The following is a 19757-nucleotide window of genomic DNA, read 5'->3' on the forward strand; positions in this document are numbered from 1 at the left end:
TCTTATTTAGCCGCTGTCTCAAAACCTGGTTTATCGGTATTGTTGATAATAAGCGGCTTTTCTTTTTGCAAAGCAATTCCATTAAGATAGTTCTCGATATTGCTATAGCCCGATTTGGTGATAACCGATGCATCAGCAGCATTATTAGGATTCAATCCATTCTTCTTTTCATAATCATTCGGCATACCATCATTATCGCTGTCTTTGTAAGGCGTTCCTTTATAATCGGGATAACCACCCACTTCCGCTACATTGGTAATAATGCCTTGCTTGTAAGAATCTTTTGGCAGGCGGCGATGCTTGAACTGGGGCATAGTATCCGGTACATAACGGTGGTCGTAAATGGCTTTGCCTGTTCTTACTTCTGTGATAATTCTTCTGTCAACCGTATCTCTCACGGGTAAATTGGCGCCTACATGTTCCAGCACATAACTATATGCTTCCTGTGCGGGCATAATGGTCATTGCAGGCATTGGCAATGGCTCATTCCACTTCATATCTGCCGTATAAATGCCGGTATTGGCACTATCCTCTACCTGCACACCACCAGCCCAGTTGTTTTGGGTGATTTTTGGATACCCATCCATGATATTTCCATGTACATAACAACGCCCGAATACCAGATAGCTCAGCTTGCTGCGTCCTGCTTCCGGCTTTAAGATGCGATGTCCCACATAGTTGTCTTTAGGCGTTGCAGGACCTGGTTTAAAGTAGTTGTTGATGATGTTGAACATAGCGCGGTAATCGCCGCCATCAATAGAACGATGCACCCAGTTATACACCACATTATTTGCAAAATTAAACACCCCATTCTCCCCCACAGATGGGTTGCGACCGGTATTATTTGCCCATAAATTACGCATGAAGGAACAGTTTTCTCCACCTAAGGTGCTGCCAAATGCATGGTTCCAGGTATCGAGCGATTCTGAAAAAATAGAATTTTGGATGGTGATATTCGCTGTAGGTAATTTTTGTTCAATAGCTCCAGTGCTGTCGTTGTACATGTGCCGGTACATGCTCATGTTTTCATCCAGGCCCCAGCTTGCAGATACGTGGTCCACCATAATGTTACCAACAGGATTGCCACCAATAGCATCATCTCTTCTTCCCACATTGGTTTCGCCTCTTCGGAAGCGCATATAACGGATAATCACATCATGCGTATTAATCCAAACACTTTCGCCGGCAACACATACGCCATCACCCGGTGCCGACTGCCCTTCAATAGTGATGTATGGTGCTCTTACAATCAGCGGTGTTTTTAAATGTATGATACCGGCAACATTAAACACTACGATGCGGGCGCCGCCTTGTTCGCAAGCCCATCTAAAACTTCCTGGTCCATCATCATTCAAATTGGTAACTACATACACCTTACCACCACGTCCGCCAAAGCTGTACATACCACCGCCCTGTGCACCAGGGAAAGCGGCTATATCGGCTTGCGGCAGATCGTAAGGACGGGCAGCCCAGGGAATATAAGGCTTGCCATGCATAGCTTCTTCCTGTATAATAGGATACGCTACTGCCCATGCAGAATCGGAATGCGCGCGGGCAGCATTTAACAGCGAATCGGACCACTTTTGAACGTTTGATGGTATTTGGGGATATTGGGCTGAAGCATAGTTGTACAAACCGGTTAATAATACTAATGCTATAAGTGTTTTTTTGTTCAATGTCATAATACTAATTTTTGCTTTTCTATTTTTAAACAGCAGGTTTGTTGTGTATCGTTTATTGCAATGGATCGAACGTGCCGTTGGGCCAGCCAATTGTTTGTTGCAAAGCCGTATTATTATCCAGTACTGTCTGTGGCAATGCAAAGAAGTAATATTCTGGTCGCCAGTTGATATCGTAGGTATCCATTTGTTTAGGTTCCATCAGCATATTGTTTTTGTATGCTGAATCCAACGGAAGGGCATCGCGCACCTGCAGGAAGGCATCGTGCGTTGGAATATCTGCAGAAGGCTGGAATGTATAAGCAGTACCTGTTCTTCTTTTCCCATTCAATACTGTTTCAAACAATTTATATCTTCTCAAATCCCAATACCTTTTTCCTTCAAATGCAAACTCAATTTTTCTTTCCAGCAAAATAGCATTTACCATCTCCTGCTGTGTCATTCCTGCTTTCAAACCATACATGCCATCAGCACCTTCTTCAATGCCTGCTCTTTGGCGGATAGCGATTAACTGATCATACGCTTCGTTTAAACGGTTAGTACCGCAGGCAGCTTCGGCAAGATTTAATAATACTTCTGCAAACCGTATTTCCATCCAATCGGTCCCGATGTAAGGAACTTCACTGGCGGATAGTAAAGGATTAATTGCTTTTCTGCAAAAGAATCCGGTGTTGGAAGGCGATGTTTCGGTAGTAAGTGCTGTAAAAGGTGCATACGTGCTGCCGGAAGCATAATAGAACCAGAATCTCGGATATTCAATATTATTCAACGTCCAGGTACAGCCATTGTAAGCAATAGTTGCATAAAAGCGCGGGTCTCTGTTGTTGTAAAAAGTCTGCGGATCATACGTATAGGCACTTGCACTAGGCTGCTTTCCATCTATCATAGGATACGCATCTACCAACTCTCTTACCGGTTGATTAGAACTACCCGATCCGCCTGCAACTTTTGGCCGGGTTGAATTATCATACGGATTATTTTTCTTGAACTGGTCGTCGCTGGTTGTATTATATTCCGTTACAAAAACGGCTTCGGGATTATCTACTTCGTCGTACCACATGTTTGCATAATCAGGATTCAAACCATATCCATTTGCTTCCAACACCGTTTTAGCCTGGAGGTTTGCCTGGTATGCTGCTTCCCATCTGTCGGTTAACTGGTTGGGATTAAACTCCGGGCTTGCCCAATACGTTAATACACGCCCTTTTAATGCCAGCGCCGCACCGCTTGTGATACGTCCCCAATTAGCGCCGTTATTTGCCGGATCGTCCCATTTACCAGGCAGCAACAGCGCAGCAGAATCGAGGTCTTTAACAATCTGTGCTACACATTCCGATGTTTTGCTGCGTGGCAGCGCAGCAGCTTCTTTATTAGCTTCGCCTACTGCCGGCAAAGGCGTTAGCACCAGCGGAACACCGCCATATACTTTTACCAATTCGAAATACCGCCATGCACGAAAAAAATAAGCCTGTCCTTTTATCTGATCTTTTAAATTGTTGCTAAGCGTACCTGCTCCTACTCGCTGAATGCAGTCATTGATAGCTCTAATTTTAACCCAGGGACTGCTGGAGGAAGTAAGGGAGGTTCCAAAGTCCTGCACATCATCCACAGTAAGGGTACCTTCTATATACTTGTTATCGCCATACGATTCATCGCTCCGGTCTGCAAGCGTTCCGCTGGTACCGCCCCAGGTGGGCAGGTTTTGATTATAGATGTAGTCGATATAACCAACAGACAAGTTTGAATCGTTAAATACAAGATCGGGTTGTAATGCCGTAAGATCTCTTTTATCAAGCACTTTTGTACATGAAAAAAGTATAGTAAAGGCAAACGCAAAAAGCGGTAATATTTTAAGTGTTTTCATTGTTTCCATTTGAAATTATAAACCAAGGTTGATTCCAAAAGCCCATGTTCTTAACAGTGGATAAGCATCAAAAGAACCAAGCGAATTATCCTTATAACTGTAAGGATTGTAAAAATTGATAGGATTCACCACATTCACATATACGCTTGTATTTGTAAAGCCCAGCTTATCCGAAAATCTCCTTGGTAAAGTGTAAGAAACATTCAGGTTGCGCATTCTGAAATTAAATGCACTTTTAAACCAGAAAGAAGATGCCAGATCGTAAGAGAAATTATAATACGGATTGGGATATATTGCATTGGGGTTTTCCGGCGTCCATACATCCGACCAAAAAGCGGGTCTTGATGAAGTTGCGGTAGCCATTTTTCTTGCCGCACTTTCTACCACACCCTGCCCTCCAAAAGAGCCAGCCATCACCATCTCTACGTGCAAACTTTTGTAGGTGGCACCCAACGTTAAACCAAACTGGTAATGATTTGCAGCTTTTTTGCTGATGAAGTCTATATCGTTTTCATCAACTATTCCATCCGGTGGTGCATATTGATTGGTAACAGGATCTTTAGGTCCGCGTATATCTTCGTAATACAACATGCCAGGTAAAGGTGCCTTACCAAAGATGGTATAATTAGGATTCTTTGCCGTAAAAGCATCTACTTCTTCCTGCGTACGGAACATGCCCAGGTAATGATAACCTTCCACTCCCATATCGGTGCTCCTACCTGTAGGGTCTTCAAACGTACCTAACTTACCTTTCTCCACATCTACTTTAATAGCTTTTGCATCATTCCAGGTTAAGAAAGCATTGGCATTATAGGAGAAGTTTTTGCCGATATCATCGCGCCAGCCTACCGATAATTCATAGCCATAACCATTCACTGTAGCATAATTTTCGGATGCTATGGCAGAGCCTATCAAGATAGGAACAGAGGCGCTTAAAGCAGTAAGCATGTTGTACCGGTGATCGAGAAAAACATCAACACTGGTAGATAAGCGGTTATTCAAAAATCTTGCATCCACACCTCCATTTAGCTTAAGGTCATCATCCCATCTTACATCAGGGTTAGGAATGGCTTCGTTGCGTACACCTAAAATCAAATCACCATCACCGCCAAACACGGCGCCGTAATTTTGCAACGGTGTGTAACGTTGCAGGTAACCATATTCTTTTGTATTATCCGATCCCATTTTACCGGCAGATAATCTTAATTTCAAGAAATTAATTGCTTTTGAATTTTCCAGGAATTTCTCTTGTGAAAGAATCCATCCTGCCGAAACTGAATAGAATGGTTTCCACCTGTTCTGAGGTGCAAACTTGGTGGAGGCGTCATAGCGAATCTGAAACTCTGCAAGATATTTATTGGCATAGCTATAATTAAGCCTGCCTATATAACCCAGCAAACCACCTTCATTTTCTGTTTCAAAAATATCTTCTTCCCCAAAAGCAAACCTTCCATCGGGCGGCGCACCCGGTGTTGGATCTTCTACTAACGTTTGAATATCGTTGTAAGTAAACTCTGTTTGTTCTACAATTGCCAAAGCACTTATTTCATGCTTTCCAAATTTGTTGTTATATCCTAAAGAACCATCAAATTGGTAAGCATCCCTGTAAGATGGTTTGATATAAATACGATTACCATTACTTACTTTAACGGGCGATGTATTGCTGAGTATCACATTATCGGTATAGATGTGATTATGCTCACCCGTCATCTCAAAATTATAGAGGTCGTACCTGGTACCATATTGTTTAGGAAAAGTATTGTTCAACGTTCTGCTATATTGAACTTTTGCAGTTAATCCTTTCAAAAAAGGAGCATCATACTGCAAGCTGCCAATTATATTTAAACTATTATCCCTGCTATTATTATAGTTATCGAGTTGTTGCACCTCGAAGAAATGAAAGGCGTCGATTGTATTTTGATTGCTGGATTGAGATAACCTTACAGGATAACCATTGATGTATGGTGGCGTAAAGCCGGGTGTATATAATAATCCTTTTACATCGTTTTCAGGGTTCTCACCACCCTGTTTCAGCAGGTATTGATTGTTTTTGCTGATGTCGCCGCTTATGGACAAACCAACTTTAAAGCCATTACCCAGTTTTACATCCGTATTTGCCCGGAATGTCCATTTGTTGAAATTGATTCTATCCAGATTACCATCCTGGTTTACATAAGAAGCACTTGCAAAAAAGGTAGCTTTATCAGAACCACCACTTATATTAACTGTTTGCCTGTACAAATGCGACGGCTTCCATGCATTGGCAAGCCAGTTATAATTATGTGTTTTAAAATATGATAGTTCATCATCTGTATAATAATTGCTTTGTGCCAAATACCCATCTTGTCCATCTGCTACAAAACCTCTCTGCGCCTGTATAGATGCATCTAAATAGTTAGCTAATTCATAACCATTCATCATCGTTGGCAACATGGTTGCATCATTCACCGCATAAGAACTATTTATATTTACCTGTGTGCGGCCAACCTTACCTCTTTTTGTTCTTACTACCACGGCACCCTGACCAGAACGAACACCGTATATCGCCGCAGCAGCATCTTTCAAAAACGAAATGTCTTCTACTTCTGATGGGTCTAAATTATTAAAATCACTTTCTGTTCTTATCACATCGTCAATAACATATAAAGGGCTTAATGTTCCCCCATCTTTAGAAAGAATTACCGGATTACGCAACTGTAAGGTAGCATCTGCGCCCGGCCTTGCCGTACCGCCGTTAACACTCAAGCCTGGGATACGACCCGTTAAACTGGCAGCTAAATTGGTAACCGGATAATCTTCCAGTTTGCTCGCATCAATGGTACTGATGGCACCTAAAGCTTTAGATCGTTGCTGTGTTCCATACCCTACTACAATTACATCGTTCAATTCATTGTTGTTGGGCTGCAAAACAATGGTGAGTTTAGCGCCGGATTTTGCCTGTATTTCCTGGTACTTCATACTCACATGCGATACCTGCAACACATTGGAAGCAGCAGGTGCTACCAAATAAAATTTGCCTGCTGCATCTGAAATAACGGTTTGCCCTGTTCCTTTAATACGGATGGTAACATCGGCGAGCGGAACACCTTTACTGTCCGATACGATCCCGGTTATTGAATTAGCTGATGAATTCATGCCGGGACTTGTGTCCTTAGTTGGAGATGGATTACCTGATTGTGCCTTAGCTGTGTTTGCAATGGTTAAACAAAACAACAGGCTGATGGCAAGCAAGCTGTACTTCATAAAAAATTAAATTGTTTCGTTGGATAAATGATCTGCCGAATTGGTTAGAACATAAGTTATTAATACAATAAAGGTATTATCTCAATGAAACGGAAAGAATGACAGGTTTCACTATGCTAATGGATTATTTTACTATTTTAAATGAAGTTTTAATTTATTGCTTTCCTGCTTTAATCCTGTTTTGCCATTCAGTAGTTGCTTTGTTCAAATCATAGCCCTGCGCTGACAGATAATTATTGATTCTGCCTTTATACTTACCAAACCAGGCATGTTTTTTCTCTGATGATTCTGCGTCCATTGCATGCTCTCTTGCTTCCACCAGCCATGTATAAATTTGTTGTTTTTGCTGGTTGTTTAAAGTTGGCAGCATTTGCTGATAAGCGTTATACGTAACATGCAAAACATCGTAGGTCATTCCATCTTTTACTTTGTTTATCCCCGCTGTATCAAGATTTTTGGCCAGTTCTGCAATAAAAATATGATGCAAGGAATCAACCGAAGCATTGGCAGCATCTGTTACGGTTTGCTTACGTTCGGCTGCATTCACCTTATCTTTTTTTACAATAGCTAAAGCGCTGTCGCGTTTCTTGTAAATTTCGTTTAAGTTATAGTATTGCCAGGCAATTTTATTTTGAACATCCTCCTTATTGATACCCGAAGGCAGGTTCATTTTATCTACAATCTTCGCAGCTCTTTGTTGCACCACGTTCATGTAGGCAGTATCCTTTACCTGTACTATATCACTACGCTGAGCTTGCGTTCTACACATAGCAAATACTAATAGTACGATTGTAAGACCGGAATATTTCATTTTCATAATGGTGAATTTTATTTATTGTATTTCAATAGATGCCAGGCTCAAACCTTTGGCATTGTCAGTAATAAAAGTGATGGAATATTTTCCTGCGTTGATATAAGAGCCGGTGTTGGTTTCATAAGTACCCCATTTCTCTTTTTGATACAATGGTAAATGGAGTGTTTCTTCTTTTATAACGATGCCTTCGGCAGATTGGATGATCATTCTTATGGCTGCGTTTTCATCATCATTTGTCCTGTATCGCAATTTGATAGCGTACATACCCGCAACGCCTACCGGAATATGGAACTGAACAGTATCGGTACTGTTGTCTTTAAATGTGATGGCTTCCTTTTTATACAGAGATACACTTGTGATACGATTCCCTTTTACCAAAGCATCTGTTACAGGATAAGTAACAGAACTCCTTAGGTCATAGGACGAAGGCAATTCATCTGCCTGTGTAGCTGCTACGATAAATGGCTGATGTGAGGATATATGTATCTTATCATTCTTTTCAAATCTTTTTCTATAAACATGCCAGTGCCGGGCAGGGGAATCAGCAATACTTATAAAGGTAATAGCCGGACCAAAGCTGCTGTCTAATTCTTTACCTGCATCCCTTTGAAAAGCAACATACACATCTGCTTTCTGTGCAACAGTAAAGCTGCATGCATGCACATTGTTACCTGTATCAAACGCTGTTTTTATCCATTCGCCACCATACAGCGCAGCAGGTAACAGGCTGAATGCAGAAGCTGTGTTTGTAAATGCTGTATCGCCGGTGTTCTTCCAGTATTGAACAGTTGCCGGTACTGTTTGATTATTAGTAAAATATTGGAGTTGCTGTATAATTCCGTTGGAAGCATTAGCAGGTTGTAAGATTTTATTTTTTGAAGCAACGGCGATTGCCATGATTACTGCTTCACCGGCTTTCTCTTTTGGAAACAAGATTACTAACTCGCCACCTGTAACACGTACATTGAACGATTTTTTTACTGCATGACTATATCCCGCTTCAGCATACAAATCCACATCGCTTGCAACAATACTATCATTGATGGCAATATCAAATAAGCGCCAGCCTTTGCAGCACATATTAGCTAAGCCATACCAGGGTTCAGCAAAATACAATTCAACCAGATAATGACCATCTGCTACAGGAAAGGTATATTTCAATTCACTTAAACCATAGCGAAATGATTGAAACAACGGCCATGCATTGGTACCCGTAACAGGATCACTATTCGTACGCTGACTGGCAAAATTTGCAGGAACATTTTTAAAATCATCAGCCCAGGACGTATAGCCCCATCTATTATCATCCAAATGCATATCAGCAGACCAGGTATTACCAAATGCATCTGTATAAGCCTTTCCACCGCAATTCACGCGGTATAAATAGTTGTAATCTTTTTGGGGCTGAATAACATCCTGCTCTCTTGAAGTAAGTAAAGCATTCCAATGCGGTGCTTTTGGAAGATGATGCAGTACAATGATGTCTTTTGTTACTGCCTTACCGTTCACATAACCAACCGCATACAAAACGTTATATTGTATGCCAACATTATTCCATTCGAAATGTGTACCAATGCCGTTACGCTTTTGTTTACCAAGTGATAGATTATTTACATCATTAAACAACTCCGCCTCATCACAATTGGAATAAACAATAATGTTGTTTTTTATACCGGCTTCCGTCCATCTGTCCGGCCATTGATGTGAAGCGATATACACCATTGGCTCTTTAGCAGCATCTACATAATTAGAGCGATACATATAAAAAGCGTCCACCGGTTCGCCCCATAATGTGAATAAGCCTTTGTTATTTACGGGACCAATCCGGTCTATGTCCCGCATCCCTTCACCACTTTGTACACGCCCGGGATTTTCGTGCGAATACAGCAACCAGTTAAAATGACCTGCCACTTCGTTCCTTACCGATTCTGCCAAACGTACTTTTGTTTCCAGCACACTGGTCATATAATTTTCAGTAAGCTTCATGCCCTTGGCTGTATCCTGTTCTGCATGCAAGCCAACGCTGCGCCATGCTCCATACTCACCAACAAGCACTTCCTGTTTCAATTCATTACCATACTGAGCAGTGTCGCCGCCATAGGTGCCCGACCAGTTTTGCGGCACATTCCAGTCGGTGCCGCTGCCACCATTACAGGTAGCTATTTTACGTTGAGAGGAAGCAGTTGGGTCTAATGAACGAATAATATCGGAGCATTCTTTTGCAAAATCTTCCGGTAAAGTGCTTTCATTTTCCAATCCCCATAAAATTACCGCAGGGTTGTTACGCCGCTCTTTAATCCAGTCTTTAAGCAACTGTTTGAAGTTGTTTTTAAATGATGGATTATCATACCAGATATGTGCAGCAAATTGCGGCCACCACAGTAAACCATCTTCCTCAATCAATTGCTGATAATACAAATTATGCGGCTGATGTGCATCGCGAAAAGCGTTAAAACCGGCAGCTTTTACCTGCATCATTCGCGCAGCAATTTCTTCATTTGTAAAAGCATGGCTTTTACCTAAGAGATGTTCATACTCTGCAGTTCCATTTATAAAAACCGGCTTACCATTGAGGAGTAATTGCTTATGCTGTGCATTTGGCCAACTAATAGTTCTGATGCCAAAATCATTATTTACTTCATCAACAATTTTACCTTGCTGAAGAATAGTTGTTTTAATATGATATAAATAGGGATTATCTAAATTCCATAATGTTATATGCTGCAGATTCTTCATTTCCTGCTGCACAACCACTACTGAACCGGAAGGGAGCGTAACAGGCTGTTGTACAGCAAAAACGGCTCTATTATTTGCATCCAGTAAAGACTGCTTTATGATAATGTGTTGGGGTTGAGGTTGATAATTCTTTATTTCTGTACTAATGTTTACTGTAGCAGATTGTGTATTGGCTGTACTGTCATTCCATATATGCACACCAAAAGGCGTAACATTTATTGGATTGGTAATGATGAGTGAAACCGGCCTAAAAATACCTGTTGGCTGCGAGCCTTCCGAAAAGCCAACTTCATCGGAACAGCCGCCGCAAACCCAAGGCAAATCCTTAATAAATGCAGGCTGCGAAGCTTTTACAACAAGTAGATTTTTCTTACCGGGATAAATAAAATCAGTGACATCTATAGTGAATGTCGTTCTGCCGTCAGCGTGTTCGCCCACCTTCTTTTCATTTAGCCAAACCGTTGCAAAAGAACCCACACCTTCAAAAAAAAGAAAGGAACGTTTATTATTCTGTGCAGAACAAATAAAAGTTTTTCGATACCATGCATCACCATGATAATCGTTATGCTTCATGCGCTGAACGCCTTCATAGGTATTTACGTTATCTGGTACATTTATTACATGCCATCTACCGTCGTCATAAGCCGCTTTTTCTACATTAGTAAATACAATGTTGCTGTCTTTAGCTGAAGCCCTGTGCCAGTTATCATTTAAGGAAATAATAGTGCGCACAGCAAGATGTGGTTTTGCAAAACACAACACACTCAATAGCATACATCCTGCAAATAACAGCGGATGCAAATGAACCTGGCTTTTTATTGGATAATACCGCTTCAAATCAAAGTATATTCAGCTTGCCATCAAAGTGGTAAACGCCATTTTTTGTGGTTAAAAAATCAGTGACATATTGTTTATACCTGAGCCTGCACGGCAAACCAGAAAGTGAGGTGACGGTTACCTGCTGCAGGCTTCCGTCTTTCCATGAAAAACTCAATTTAAAATCGCTAACGGCGCAAATACCTGACACGTTTCCATGGGGAATTTTTGTTGGCAAGGCTGGTAATAATTCTATTTTATTCATATCACTTTGCACCAGCATGTTTGCAATACCTGCAGCACCACCAAAGTTGCCATCAATCTGGAAGGGTGGATGCGCGTCAAACAGATTGTTATAAGTGCCACCGCTTTCCTTGCCGTTTTGTATAGCCGGGGTCAATAAATCATTTACCAGTTGAAATGCATGTTCGCCATCCTTTAATCTTGCCCATAAATTTATTTTCCAGGCAAGGCTCCAGCCTGTTCCGCTATCACCCCGATACAACAACGATTGCTTTGCCGCCTGCATCAACGCACTGTCTTTCGGGGTAATATCAGAGCCGGGGTAAACGCCCCATAAAAACGACACATGACGATGATGGTTTGCAGTATCATCTACATCCTGCAACCACTCCTGCAACTGCCCGAATTTGCCAATTTGATTGGGTGCTATTTTCTTATATTGTTGTGCCAATGAATAGGCAAACAAACTGTCTGTATGTAGTATCGCAGCAGCCATGATGCAGTCTTTATACAATTGCCTGATGATCTGATGATCCATTGTAGGACCAGCCACCAAACCACCATTTTCGGGTGAGTTGGAAGGCGAACTGATCAACCAGCCGGTTGCTGAATCTTTTACCAGAAAATGTTTATAAAAATTAGCAGCTTTCTTCATGATTGGATACGCCTCATTACGCAGGAAAGCCGTATCGGCAGTGAATAAAAAATGTTGCCATAAAGGAAGGCACAACCAGCCGGAGCCACCCACCCAAATACCATGATTGGATGCATTTACCGGCACTGTTCCGCGCCATATATCGGTGTTGTGATGCAGCACCCATGCATTGCTTATACCGTAGTAATTTCTGGCTGTTTCTTCACCTGTTGTACTTACATCATTGATTAAACTAAATAAGGGCTGCAGGCAGGAAGAAAGATTCAAGGTTTCGGCAGACCAATAGTTCATTTCAAGATTGATATTCGTGGTGTACTTACTGCCCCAGGGTGGTGTGAGTTCATCATTCCAAATGCCTTGCAGGTTGGCAGGCTGTGTGCCCTTTCTTGATGAGGAAATCAGTAAGTAACGTGCATATTGCATGTATAAAGCCAGCAGCGAAACATCCTGATTATTTTTGAATTGAATCAATCGTTGATTTGTTGGAAGCAGATTGTTTGGTTTACCAAAAGAAACAGAAAAGGTATTAAACAGGCTTTGATAATCTTTTATATGTTGCGCTTTAATAGTAGCATAAGACAGCCTGTTTAAAGCTGATAATCTTCTTAAACAACTGTCTTCAGGATTGCCGGAAATATCGTGATAATTCTTAAACGAAGTGGCTGCAACGAGATAAAATGTTACTACATCTGCATTGCCAACCACAATAGAAGAATCTGTAACGTGTGTATTGCCATTAATTGCATGAGCAGATAAAAAAGCGGTTGCTTTTAAAGCACCATGTACAGGTTGCAGGTAAATACCAAGTGTGGTATCGTTTATCTTTTTTAAAGTATAATTAGGATGCAAGGTTGAAAAAACTGCCTCGAGGTTAATAGCTTTTTTTGCATCAGCTATACAATGCATGACCATTGCCTGTTGGGGGTAGCTGATAAAATAAGTTCGCTTGTAATGGATATTATTATTGGTAAAAGTAACAGTTTGCAATGCACTATCCAGGTTTAGTATTCTTTTATATGCCGTAGTTGGACCGTTTAATTTCCATTTAAAAAACACATCCGCAAAAGCCAGATAAGAGGCATTGTAAGCAGGTAATTCAGGCGGTGTTCTGTCTTGTATAAAATACTTCCAGTTATTATTGATGGAGATTTTTTGAGCAGGATGATGGGCTGCGCGAATGGTAAAATAACCCGGTTTAATACTTTTATCAGCAAAGCCGCCTTTATCACCAAAATTCAATATCTGAACCGCAATCGTATTCTTTCCTTTTTGTAGCAGCGAACTGTTGAAGTGGTATTCCCGAACTGTATTAGCACCAGAGTCAACGCCCACCAGTTTACCATTGATGTACGTATAATCAATGTCTCTTACTTTACCGAGATTAATGATGAGTTCTTCATTATTAAATTCATTTGAAACATCGAAAGTCGTTCTAAACCAGACTGCACCATCCAAGCCTGCCAAGCCTTCTTTTTCCCAGCCATCTCTTGTAGGTACTTTAGCAACAAGCCATTTTGCATCATTAAACAAGGGCAAGGCATACACCGTATCTGAACGCACTTTATTGAGCCATTGCTGCTTTTTAAATGGATATTCCACTTCATTACTTTTCATACCCATAAAATGCTCCTGTGCCAGTTCTTCTGCCTCTGCTTGTTTATCTTCCACAAGTAATGTTCTGATAGGTTGTAAATATTGATAAGCATCTTTTCGGTTATAATCACGTGGTCCGTCACTCCACAATGTTTCTTCATTAAATTGTATATGATCTTCCTGTACACCACCATACACCATGGCACCTAAACTTCCGTTTCCCAATGGCAAAGCATCTGTCCATGCTGCAGCAGGTTTATCATACCACAACAACAAAGACTGTTGCGCATGACCAACACTGGTAATAACCAATATAAAAATGATATGGTATAATAGCTTTTTCAAATCAATCATTCTTTAACGTTCAAACAACCAATCCACTTGTTTTACTTTGCCTCCTGGTGTAAGCCCCGCATCATAGGTTTTGATGGGCTCATCCCCCTTTATAAAGCCGAGCAGTAGTACTTTCCCTTTGGGTAAGACCAATTTATTGTTTCCCCGCTCAAATAAGTAAGTATGGATATTGACAGGCGGCATTTGTTTAATAACCAGCGCATTGCCTATAATCACTTCCCCTTGTCCACGGTCGTTGGCTGTCGCATTCGTTTCCAGTTGTGGTTCCTGCAGATAGCTGCTGTCTTTACTTACAAAATAGCCCACAAGCAATTTAACCGGCTCCTCATTTTTAAACTGCAGCAATGTTTCCTGCTGTTGCTGTGCCAATGTATCTACTACAATTCCTTTCAAATGCTGCAACTCAGGAACAACATCACTGATCGTATTTGCTGCATGTAAAAACGGTTTTGCTCCTGCTGTAAATGGATAATATTGTACGTTGCTATTGATGGTAACCTTTGCAGGCTGCAACGGTTCAAGTGCGGTATTACCTTTTCCTGCATTTGCTTTCATGGAATCAATGTGGTACTGAAATGCAGCTACTTCTTTTTTAAATTCAGGTAGTATCTCACTCCATTTTTTATACGTTGCATTTACACCACGAAACGGAATTTTCCGTTGTGCCGTTTGCATACTGTTGGCATAGCGATAGGTACTATCAGTAAGCCTCGTTAATGTGGTGTACCACTCCACGCTTTTTTGCAAAGGAAGCAGGGCGCTATCCAGATCTTTTATATCATCGGAATATTTATAACGCAATACATGCAAGGCAGCTTCTGCTTTATAAGCATAATGGTAAGCCAATGCACGATAGCAATACATATCGTTTTTAATACGGTTAAACTCCTCTTTATCAACTACAATATAGGGTGCTGCTTTCTCCACCGCAGCTACGGCGCTGTCTCCTTCGGCTTTCACCTGATTAATAATATCCACCGGCGTTTCACCAACATGTGGCTGATGATTCCACTCTTTCTGTGCATATTCGCTCAGCGTTTCCCCTTCCGGCGATTCAGAGGTGTACAATAATGTAAATAAATTAAACCGTTCCGGATTCACGAGTTGTGCCATACGCATACCCAGCGTTAATGTTTGCCTGTTGCCATCTGTAATACCAAAACGGCGCAACAGTTTCGGAGCAATCTCACCGGCTTTTTCATAAGCCATTAAGATATCCGTTGCAGGTGCATCATCACAACCCAATCTTAATGCTATCTGGTGGCTCCAGTATTTTACTTCGCCCTCTCGGTTGCGGTTGCAGTTCCAGGAATAGCGGGCCCATTCTTTATACCACAGCCAGTCACGGTCAATCTGTAACAATAAAGGTTCTGTACTATCAGCAGCATACGGCCAATCCCAATAAGAAGCCTGCGGATATACATGCACGCCATTTGCTTCATAAATTTTGTGCATGCCCTGCACACATTTCTGAATAAAATCATCGGCAGCATACCGGAAAGGCTCAAGATTAGCAAGAATATGTACATTTTCAATTTGCACAGATCCTAAACGGCTTAAGGTGCGATGCAACTCTGCCCACGAACCACGCGGCTCATACGTGGTTAAAGCCTCACCATTAAACTTTGCCATCGTGTACAAATTGCTGTACAAGCCTTTGGCAGCCTTGATATCATCCGGTGCATCGGTATCGTGCGCGCGTAAAATAATTGGTGGTTCTGTTTTGATGTTGGCAGCCCGTAACCCATCCTTTACGCCCGGAATAATGGTTTTTGTAAACCAGTCAATATCTTCCTGACCCGCACCTTCCATGGCTTCACCTAGTGTAAACAATAAACCAACATTTGGATATTTTGCGATAAAAGCAGCAATTGATTTTCTTGTGTAATCGGCTATCAGCGGAACAATATGGCGCTCCCTATCCTGCGTTTTGATGCCATAATGCTCGGCAAAAGGTTTTGAAACGATAATGTTGTAAAACATTTGGATAATCCAGATGCCCCGCTTATCTGCCTCTTTGGTTAGAAAGCGATAGATGTCTTCATTTTTCTTAAACGTTGCATCATCTACTTCTACGGCAAAAGGGTATTCTTTTAGTTTAACCAGTGAAGCAAAGGGATGTCCATTCCATAAATACAATGAATTGATGCGGTATTCAGCCAGAGAATCAAGGTATTTTATCCAAAGCTTTTTATTGTAAAACCAGGGAAACGTTTGTTCGGTATAAGGATATTCATATACCGTTCTTCCGGGTAGATAGTAAGGCTTCTGCAATCCCACACAAACGCCACGCATCACCATTTGCGGCTTGTCTTTTATATGGATGGAAGCAGGAACTTTCCCATTTAATTTAATACTATCTGCCAGTTCAAAACAACCATACATCACGCCCGAAGCATCACTGCCCGTAATAATAATATTATTGTTTACAGAACGAATAATAAAGCCTTCCTTACCAGGTATTGAATCAATTGGCAACTGCAATTTTGTAATCGCTGATTGAATCAAAGGCTCTGATATTAATCCGACAATTATTGCATTAGTCGTTGGTACAGATTGATATTGATATACAAGTTTTGAATTATTATTCGTGTTGCTTAGTGATGCCTGCAGTTTAGAAATACCATAAAGGATGCGCTTACTTTGCCCTTCCTGTGCGTAAATGGTATAGTCCTGCCTTTCAACGCCAGCATTTGTACTTTCAACAAAAAAAAGAATACAGATTATAATACAAAAGCATCTGTACTTACAGAAAGAATTTTTCAAGATATCAATCGTTATTTTAAAAAGCTAAAACTAAGCAGCCGGCATCAGCCTTAAAATAACACATACGTGCTTACAGATGGATAATCTTACTATTAGTCTTTTTGCAGATTGCGATACCTGGTTGGAGATACCCCAATAATCTTTGTAAAGCGCCGGGTAAAATAATAGGGATCATCAAACCCCATGTCTATCGCAATTGCTTTTACGGAGTCATTACTTAAATCAAGCTTTTGGCTGGCACGCTGCATTTTCATCTGGATAAAATAATCAATAGGCGCATAGCCTGTTTTCTGCTTGAACAATGCGGAGAACCGCGAAGGAGAGTAGTTATACAAGCTGCTTAATTGCTGCAAAGAGATATTTTTTTGGATATTCTCCTGCATATATAAAATAGCCTTATCAACACAATCGTTGGTTTCGGGGTTTTTGGAAGCGAAGTGTTTGGAGTTGTGAATAAAATACGAGATAAACTGGTTAAGACACATATTTACAAACAGCAGGTTTTCGTAGCTATAACCTAATTCCAGTGTTTTATACATTTTTTCAAACAGTGAAAACACCTGCTCATTGCTTTTTATATAGGTAGGCTCAAAATGCTTTTCAACAATGTGCATGGAATTAAACGCGGGCAATCCATCTCCTCCAAAATGTATCCAGTAAATCGTCCAGGGGTCGTTAGGATCGCTGCCATAAGCATGCTCCACATTTTGTGGTAAAATGAAAAACTCGTTAGCATTTACTTTATAGGTCTTGTCTTTAATTTTATAAAAGCCTGCACCATCAATACAATAAAAGAGGAAATTTTCTTTAAGTCCTTTTTTCCGGTACGTATAATGCCCTTCCGCCTTTGGATAATAGCCCAAACCATGCAGGTACATATTCCGCATAAAGTCGTTCTTTGTTACCAAAGCATTTAATACAGATTTGGGAATTTCAATCCGCTGGCGACCAATGCCATACCAGACATTCTTAAGAGATCCACCCTTGGAGTTTGCAGTCATACAAGCAAGCATTAATGATAATGGCGCAAGCTTAGTAAAAAAGATTAAATATCTAAAGCAATGGAAGAAATTTTATCAGATTGATAAGCAGCTTCCACGCACGCCATGGTGTATAACGCATCCTGTACCCCATTATCCGGCAATTGTTTCTCACCCGTTGCAGCCAGCATCAATTCGTTCATGGAGCCAATAAAAGCATCCGGAAACCAGGAGCCTTCCAGCTTCAACTGCTGCCATTTGCCTTGTCCATCGCTACTCTTTAAAACATATTCAAAACTATCTTTTATCCCTTCCGGGTAGTTCATCAAAGCGCCTACATTAATTTTGATAGCACCTTTTGCACCTTCTATTTTTATATAAGCATGCTGATTGTGCAAACCATAATCGTGGGTGTGATTGGTATGAATAAAAGCTCTTGTCTGGCTACCATAATCCATGATAATATCGCTTCGTACAGAAGACAACTGTGGCATGGCTGGATGCTTAAATGTTTTGGCAATCATACCGGAAGGATTACCCAGGAAATGCCGAACAAGATCAATATAATGTATGCTATGGTAGAGTATTTCCACGCGTGGCGCCGTATATAAAAAACTCCACAAATGCCAGGGTGTAAAAACATTGATATTAATTTCTATATCGGAGATTTCACCGAAGCGGTTTTGTACAATCATGCTGTGCGCTGCATTGATATACGGCGCATAGCGCAGTTGAAAATTAACTGCTGCAAGCATATTGTTGTTTTCCGTAAATGCAACAATTTCTTTTGCTTCCTGCAGGTTTTCACCCATTGGCTTTTGTATCAGCACATTTGCACCGTGTGGCAACTGGTGCAGCACCTCCATTATCTTGTTTGCAGGAACGGCAACATCATAAATACATTTTACTCCTGCATGTTGCACCATTTGATTAATACTTGTATACACATGGGGAATATCGAATTGCTTTGCCAGTATGCAGGCTTTATCATAATCAAGATCAAAGATTCCGCTTACAAAAAAACCTGCTTTTTTATAGGCAGGCAAATGCGCATCTTTTACAATTCCACCAGCCCCGATGATGTATATAGGAAATCTTATTTTAGATAGCGTTATTGATTGTTGTATGTTTAATTCATCCCGCATTTTCTTTATCCTTTAAATCACAGGTCAAGTTTATAGAAATTTGCCGCATTATCATCATATACTTTTTTTAAGGCTTCACTATCCAGCAAAGCAGCGAGAACAGAAGTATAGATTTCCCATGTTTTTTTATAGGAGTTTGCCAGTAAAGAAACCGGCCAGTCGCCACCACAAAAACACCGGTCTGTACTAAACGTTTCTAACACAAATGCAATATAGGGCATTGCATTCTCAACAGATAAAGAGGCATTTTCAAGACAGGTTCCAAGCCCTGAAATTTTTACATATATGTTTGGATACTTTGCAGCCTCTTTCATTAAAGCATACCAGTTCGTGCTTATCAGTAGCCGGTTAATCATTGGATGATTCATATGATCCAACACCAGCTTAAGTGAAGGTATTTTTTCTGCAACAGCAATAGCGCAACGCAAGTGCTCATCCAATATGCCTACTACATCATAAGCGAGCTGGCAGTCAGCAACCAATTGCAAGCTTTCCATTACTTCCTTTTGCAACAGCCATTTTGAATCGGGCTCATCATGTATTAAATGCCTGATACCTTTTATATATGGCTCGTGAATATATTGTTGTGATAATATTTTTTCAGTTGCTTTCGTATCCATCAGGGGCAACCAGCCCACCACCCCTTTTATCCAGGCAGTTTGGTGTGCAACGTCCAGCATATAAGCTGTTTCTTTTAAGGTGTTGGCTGCCTGCACCAGAACACCTTTTGTAATGCCTGCCTTCTTGCGCTCAGACTCCAGTTCTTCAATAAAATAATTGCGGTTAAGTATCGTGGTATTATTATCGAGCCATTCATAGTAGGCGCGCTCAAAATTCCATATATGCACATGCGTATCTGTCATAAACAG

Annotated in this window: 10 protein-coding genes; all 10 read right to left on the reverse strand. The window is 40.9% G+C overall.

Annotation, left to right across the window (positions count from 1 at the left end; translation table 11 throughout):
- Positions 1-2 precede the first annotated feature (2 nt).
- Positions 3-1682, reverse strand: a complete 1680-nt coding sequence (locus tag FC093_RS18825; RefSeq protein ID WP_137263359.1) for a pectate lyase family protein — start codon at positions 1680-1682, stop codon at positions 3-5.
- Positions 1683-1734: 52 nt separating this feature from the next.
- Positions 1735-3543, reverse strand: a complete 1809-nt coding sequence (locus FC093_RS18830) for a RagB/SusD family nutrient uptake outer membrane protein (protein WP_137263360.1) — start codon at positions 3541-3543, stop codon at positions 1735-1737.
- 15 nt (positions 3544-3558) lie between these two features.
- Positions 3559-6786, reverse strand: a complete 3228-nt coding sequence (locus tag FC093_RS18835) for a SusC/RagA family TonB-linked outer membrane protein (protein ID WP_137263361.1) — start codon at positions 6784-6786, stop codon at positions 3559-3561.
- A gap of 154 nt (positions 6787-6940) precedes the next feature.
- Positions 6941-7603, reverse strand: a complete 663-nt coding sequence (locus FC093_RS18840; RefSeq protein WP_137263362.1) for a DUF3826 domain-containing protein — start codon at positions 7601-7603, stop codon at positions 6941-6943.
- A gap of 15 nt (positions 7604-7618) precedes the next feature.
- The gene (locus FC093_RS18845) at positions 7619-11173 is read right to left on the reverse strand and encodes a malectin domain-containing carbohydrate-binding protein (protein WP_137263363.1); all 3555 of its coding nucleotides are present in this window, start codon (positions 11171-11173) and stop codon (positions 7619-7621) included.
- Between the two features lies 1 nt (position 11174).
- Positions 11175-13997: a glycoside hydrolase family 95 protein gene (locus tag FC093_RS18850; protein ID WP_137263364.1), complete on the reverse strand. Its 2823-nt coding sequence runs from the start codon at positions 13995-13997 to the stop codon at positions 11175-11177.
- 3 nt (positions 13998-14000) lie between these two features.
- The gene (locus FC093_RS18855; RefSeq protein WP_449404369.1) at positions 14001-16763 is read right to left on the reverse strand and encodes an alpha-d-galacturonidase; all 2763 of its coding nucleotides are present in this window, start codon (positions 16761-16763) and stop codon (positions 14001-14003) included.
- A gap of 92 nt (positions 16764-16855) precedes the next feature.
- Positions 16856-17764 (reverse strand): AraC family transcriptional regulator, encoded by a 909-nt coding sequence (locus FC093_RS18860; RefSeq protein ID WP_137263365.1) that lies wholly within the window; start codon positions 17762-17764, stop codon positions 16856-16858.
- Between the two features lie 44 nt (positions 17765-17808).
- A complete protein-coding gene (locus tag FC093_RS18865; protein WP_137263366.1) occupies positions 17809-18888 on the reverse strand; it encodes a Gfo/Idh/MocA family protein in 1080 nt (359 codons plus the stop codon).
- 17 nt (positions 18889-18905) lie between these two features.
- Positions 18906-19751, reverse strand: a complete 846-nt coding sequence (locus tag FC093_RS18870) for an amidohydrolase family protein (RefSeq protein WP_240743368.1) — start codon at positions 19749-19751, stop codon at positions 18906-18908.
- Positions 19752-19757: the final 6 nt, after the last annotated feature.

The organism is Ilyomonas limi, assembly GCF_005233845.1.
GTDB lineage: Bacteria > Bacteroidota > Bacteroidia > Chitinophagales > Chitinophagaceae > Ilyomonas > Ilyomonas limi.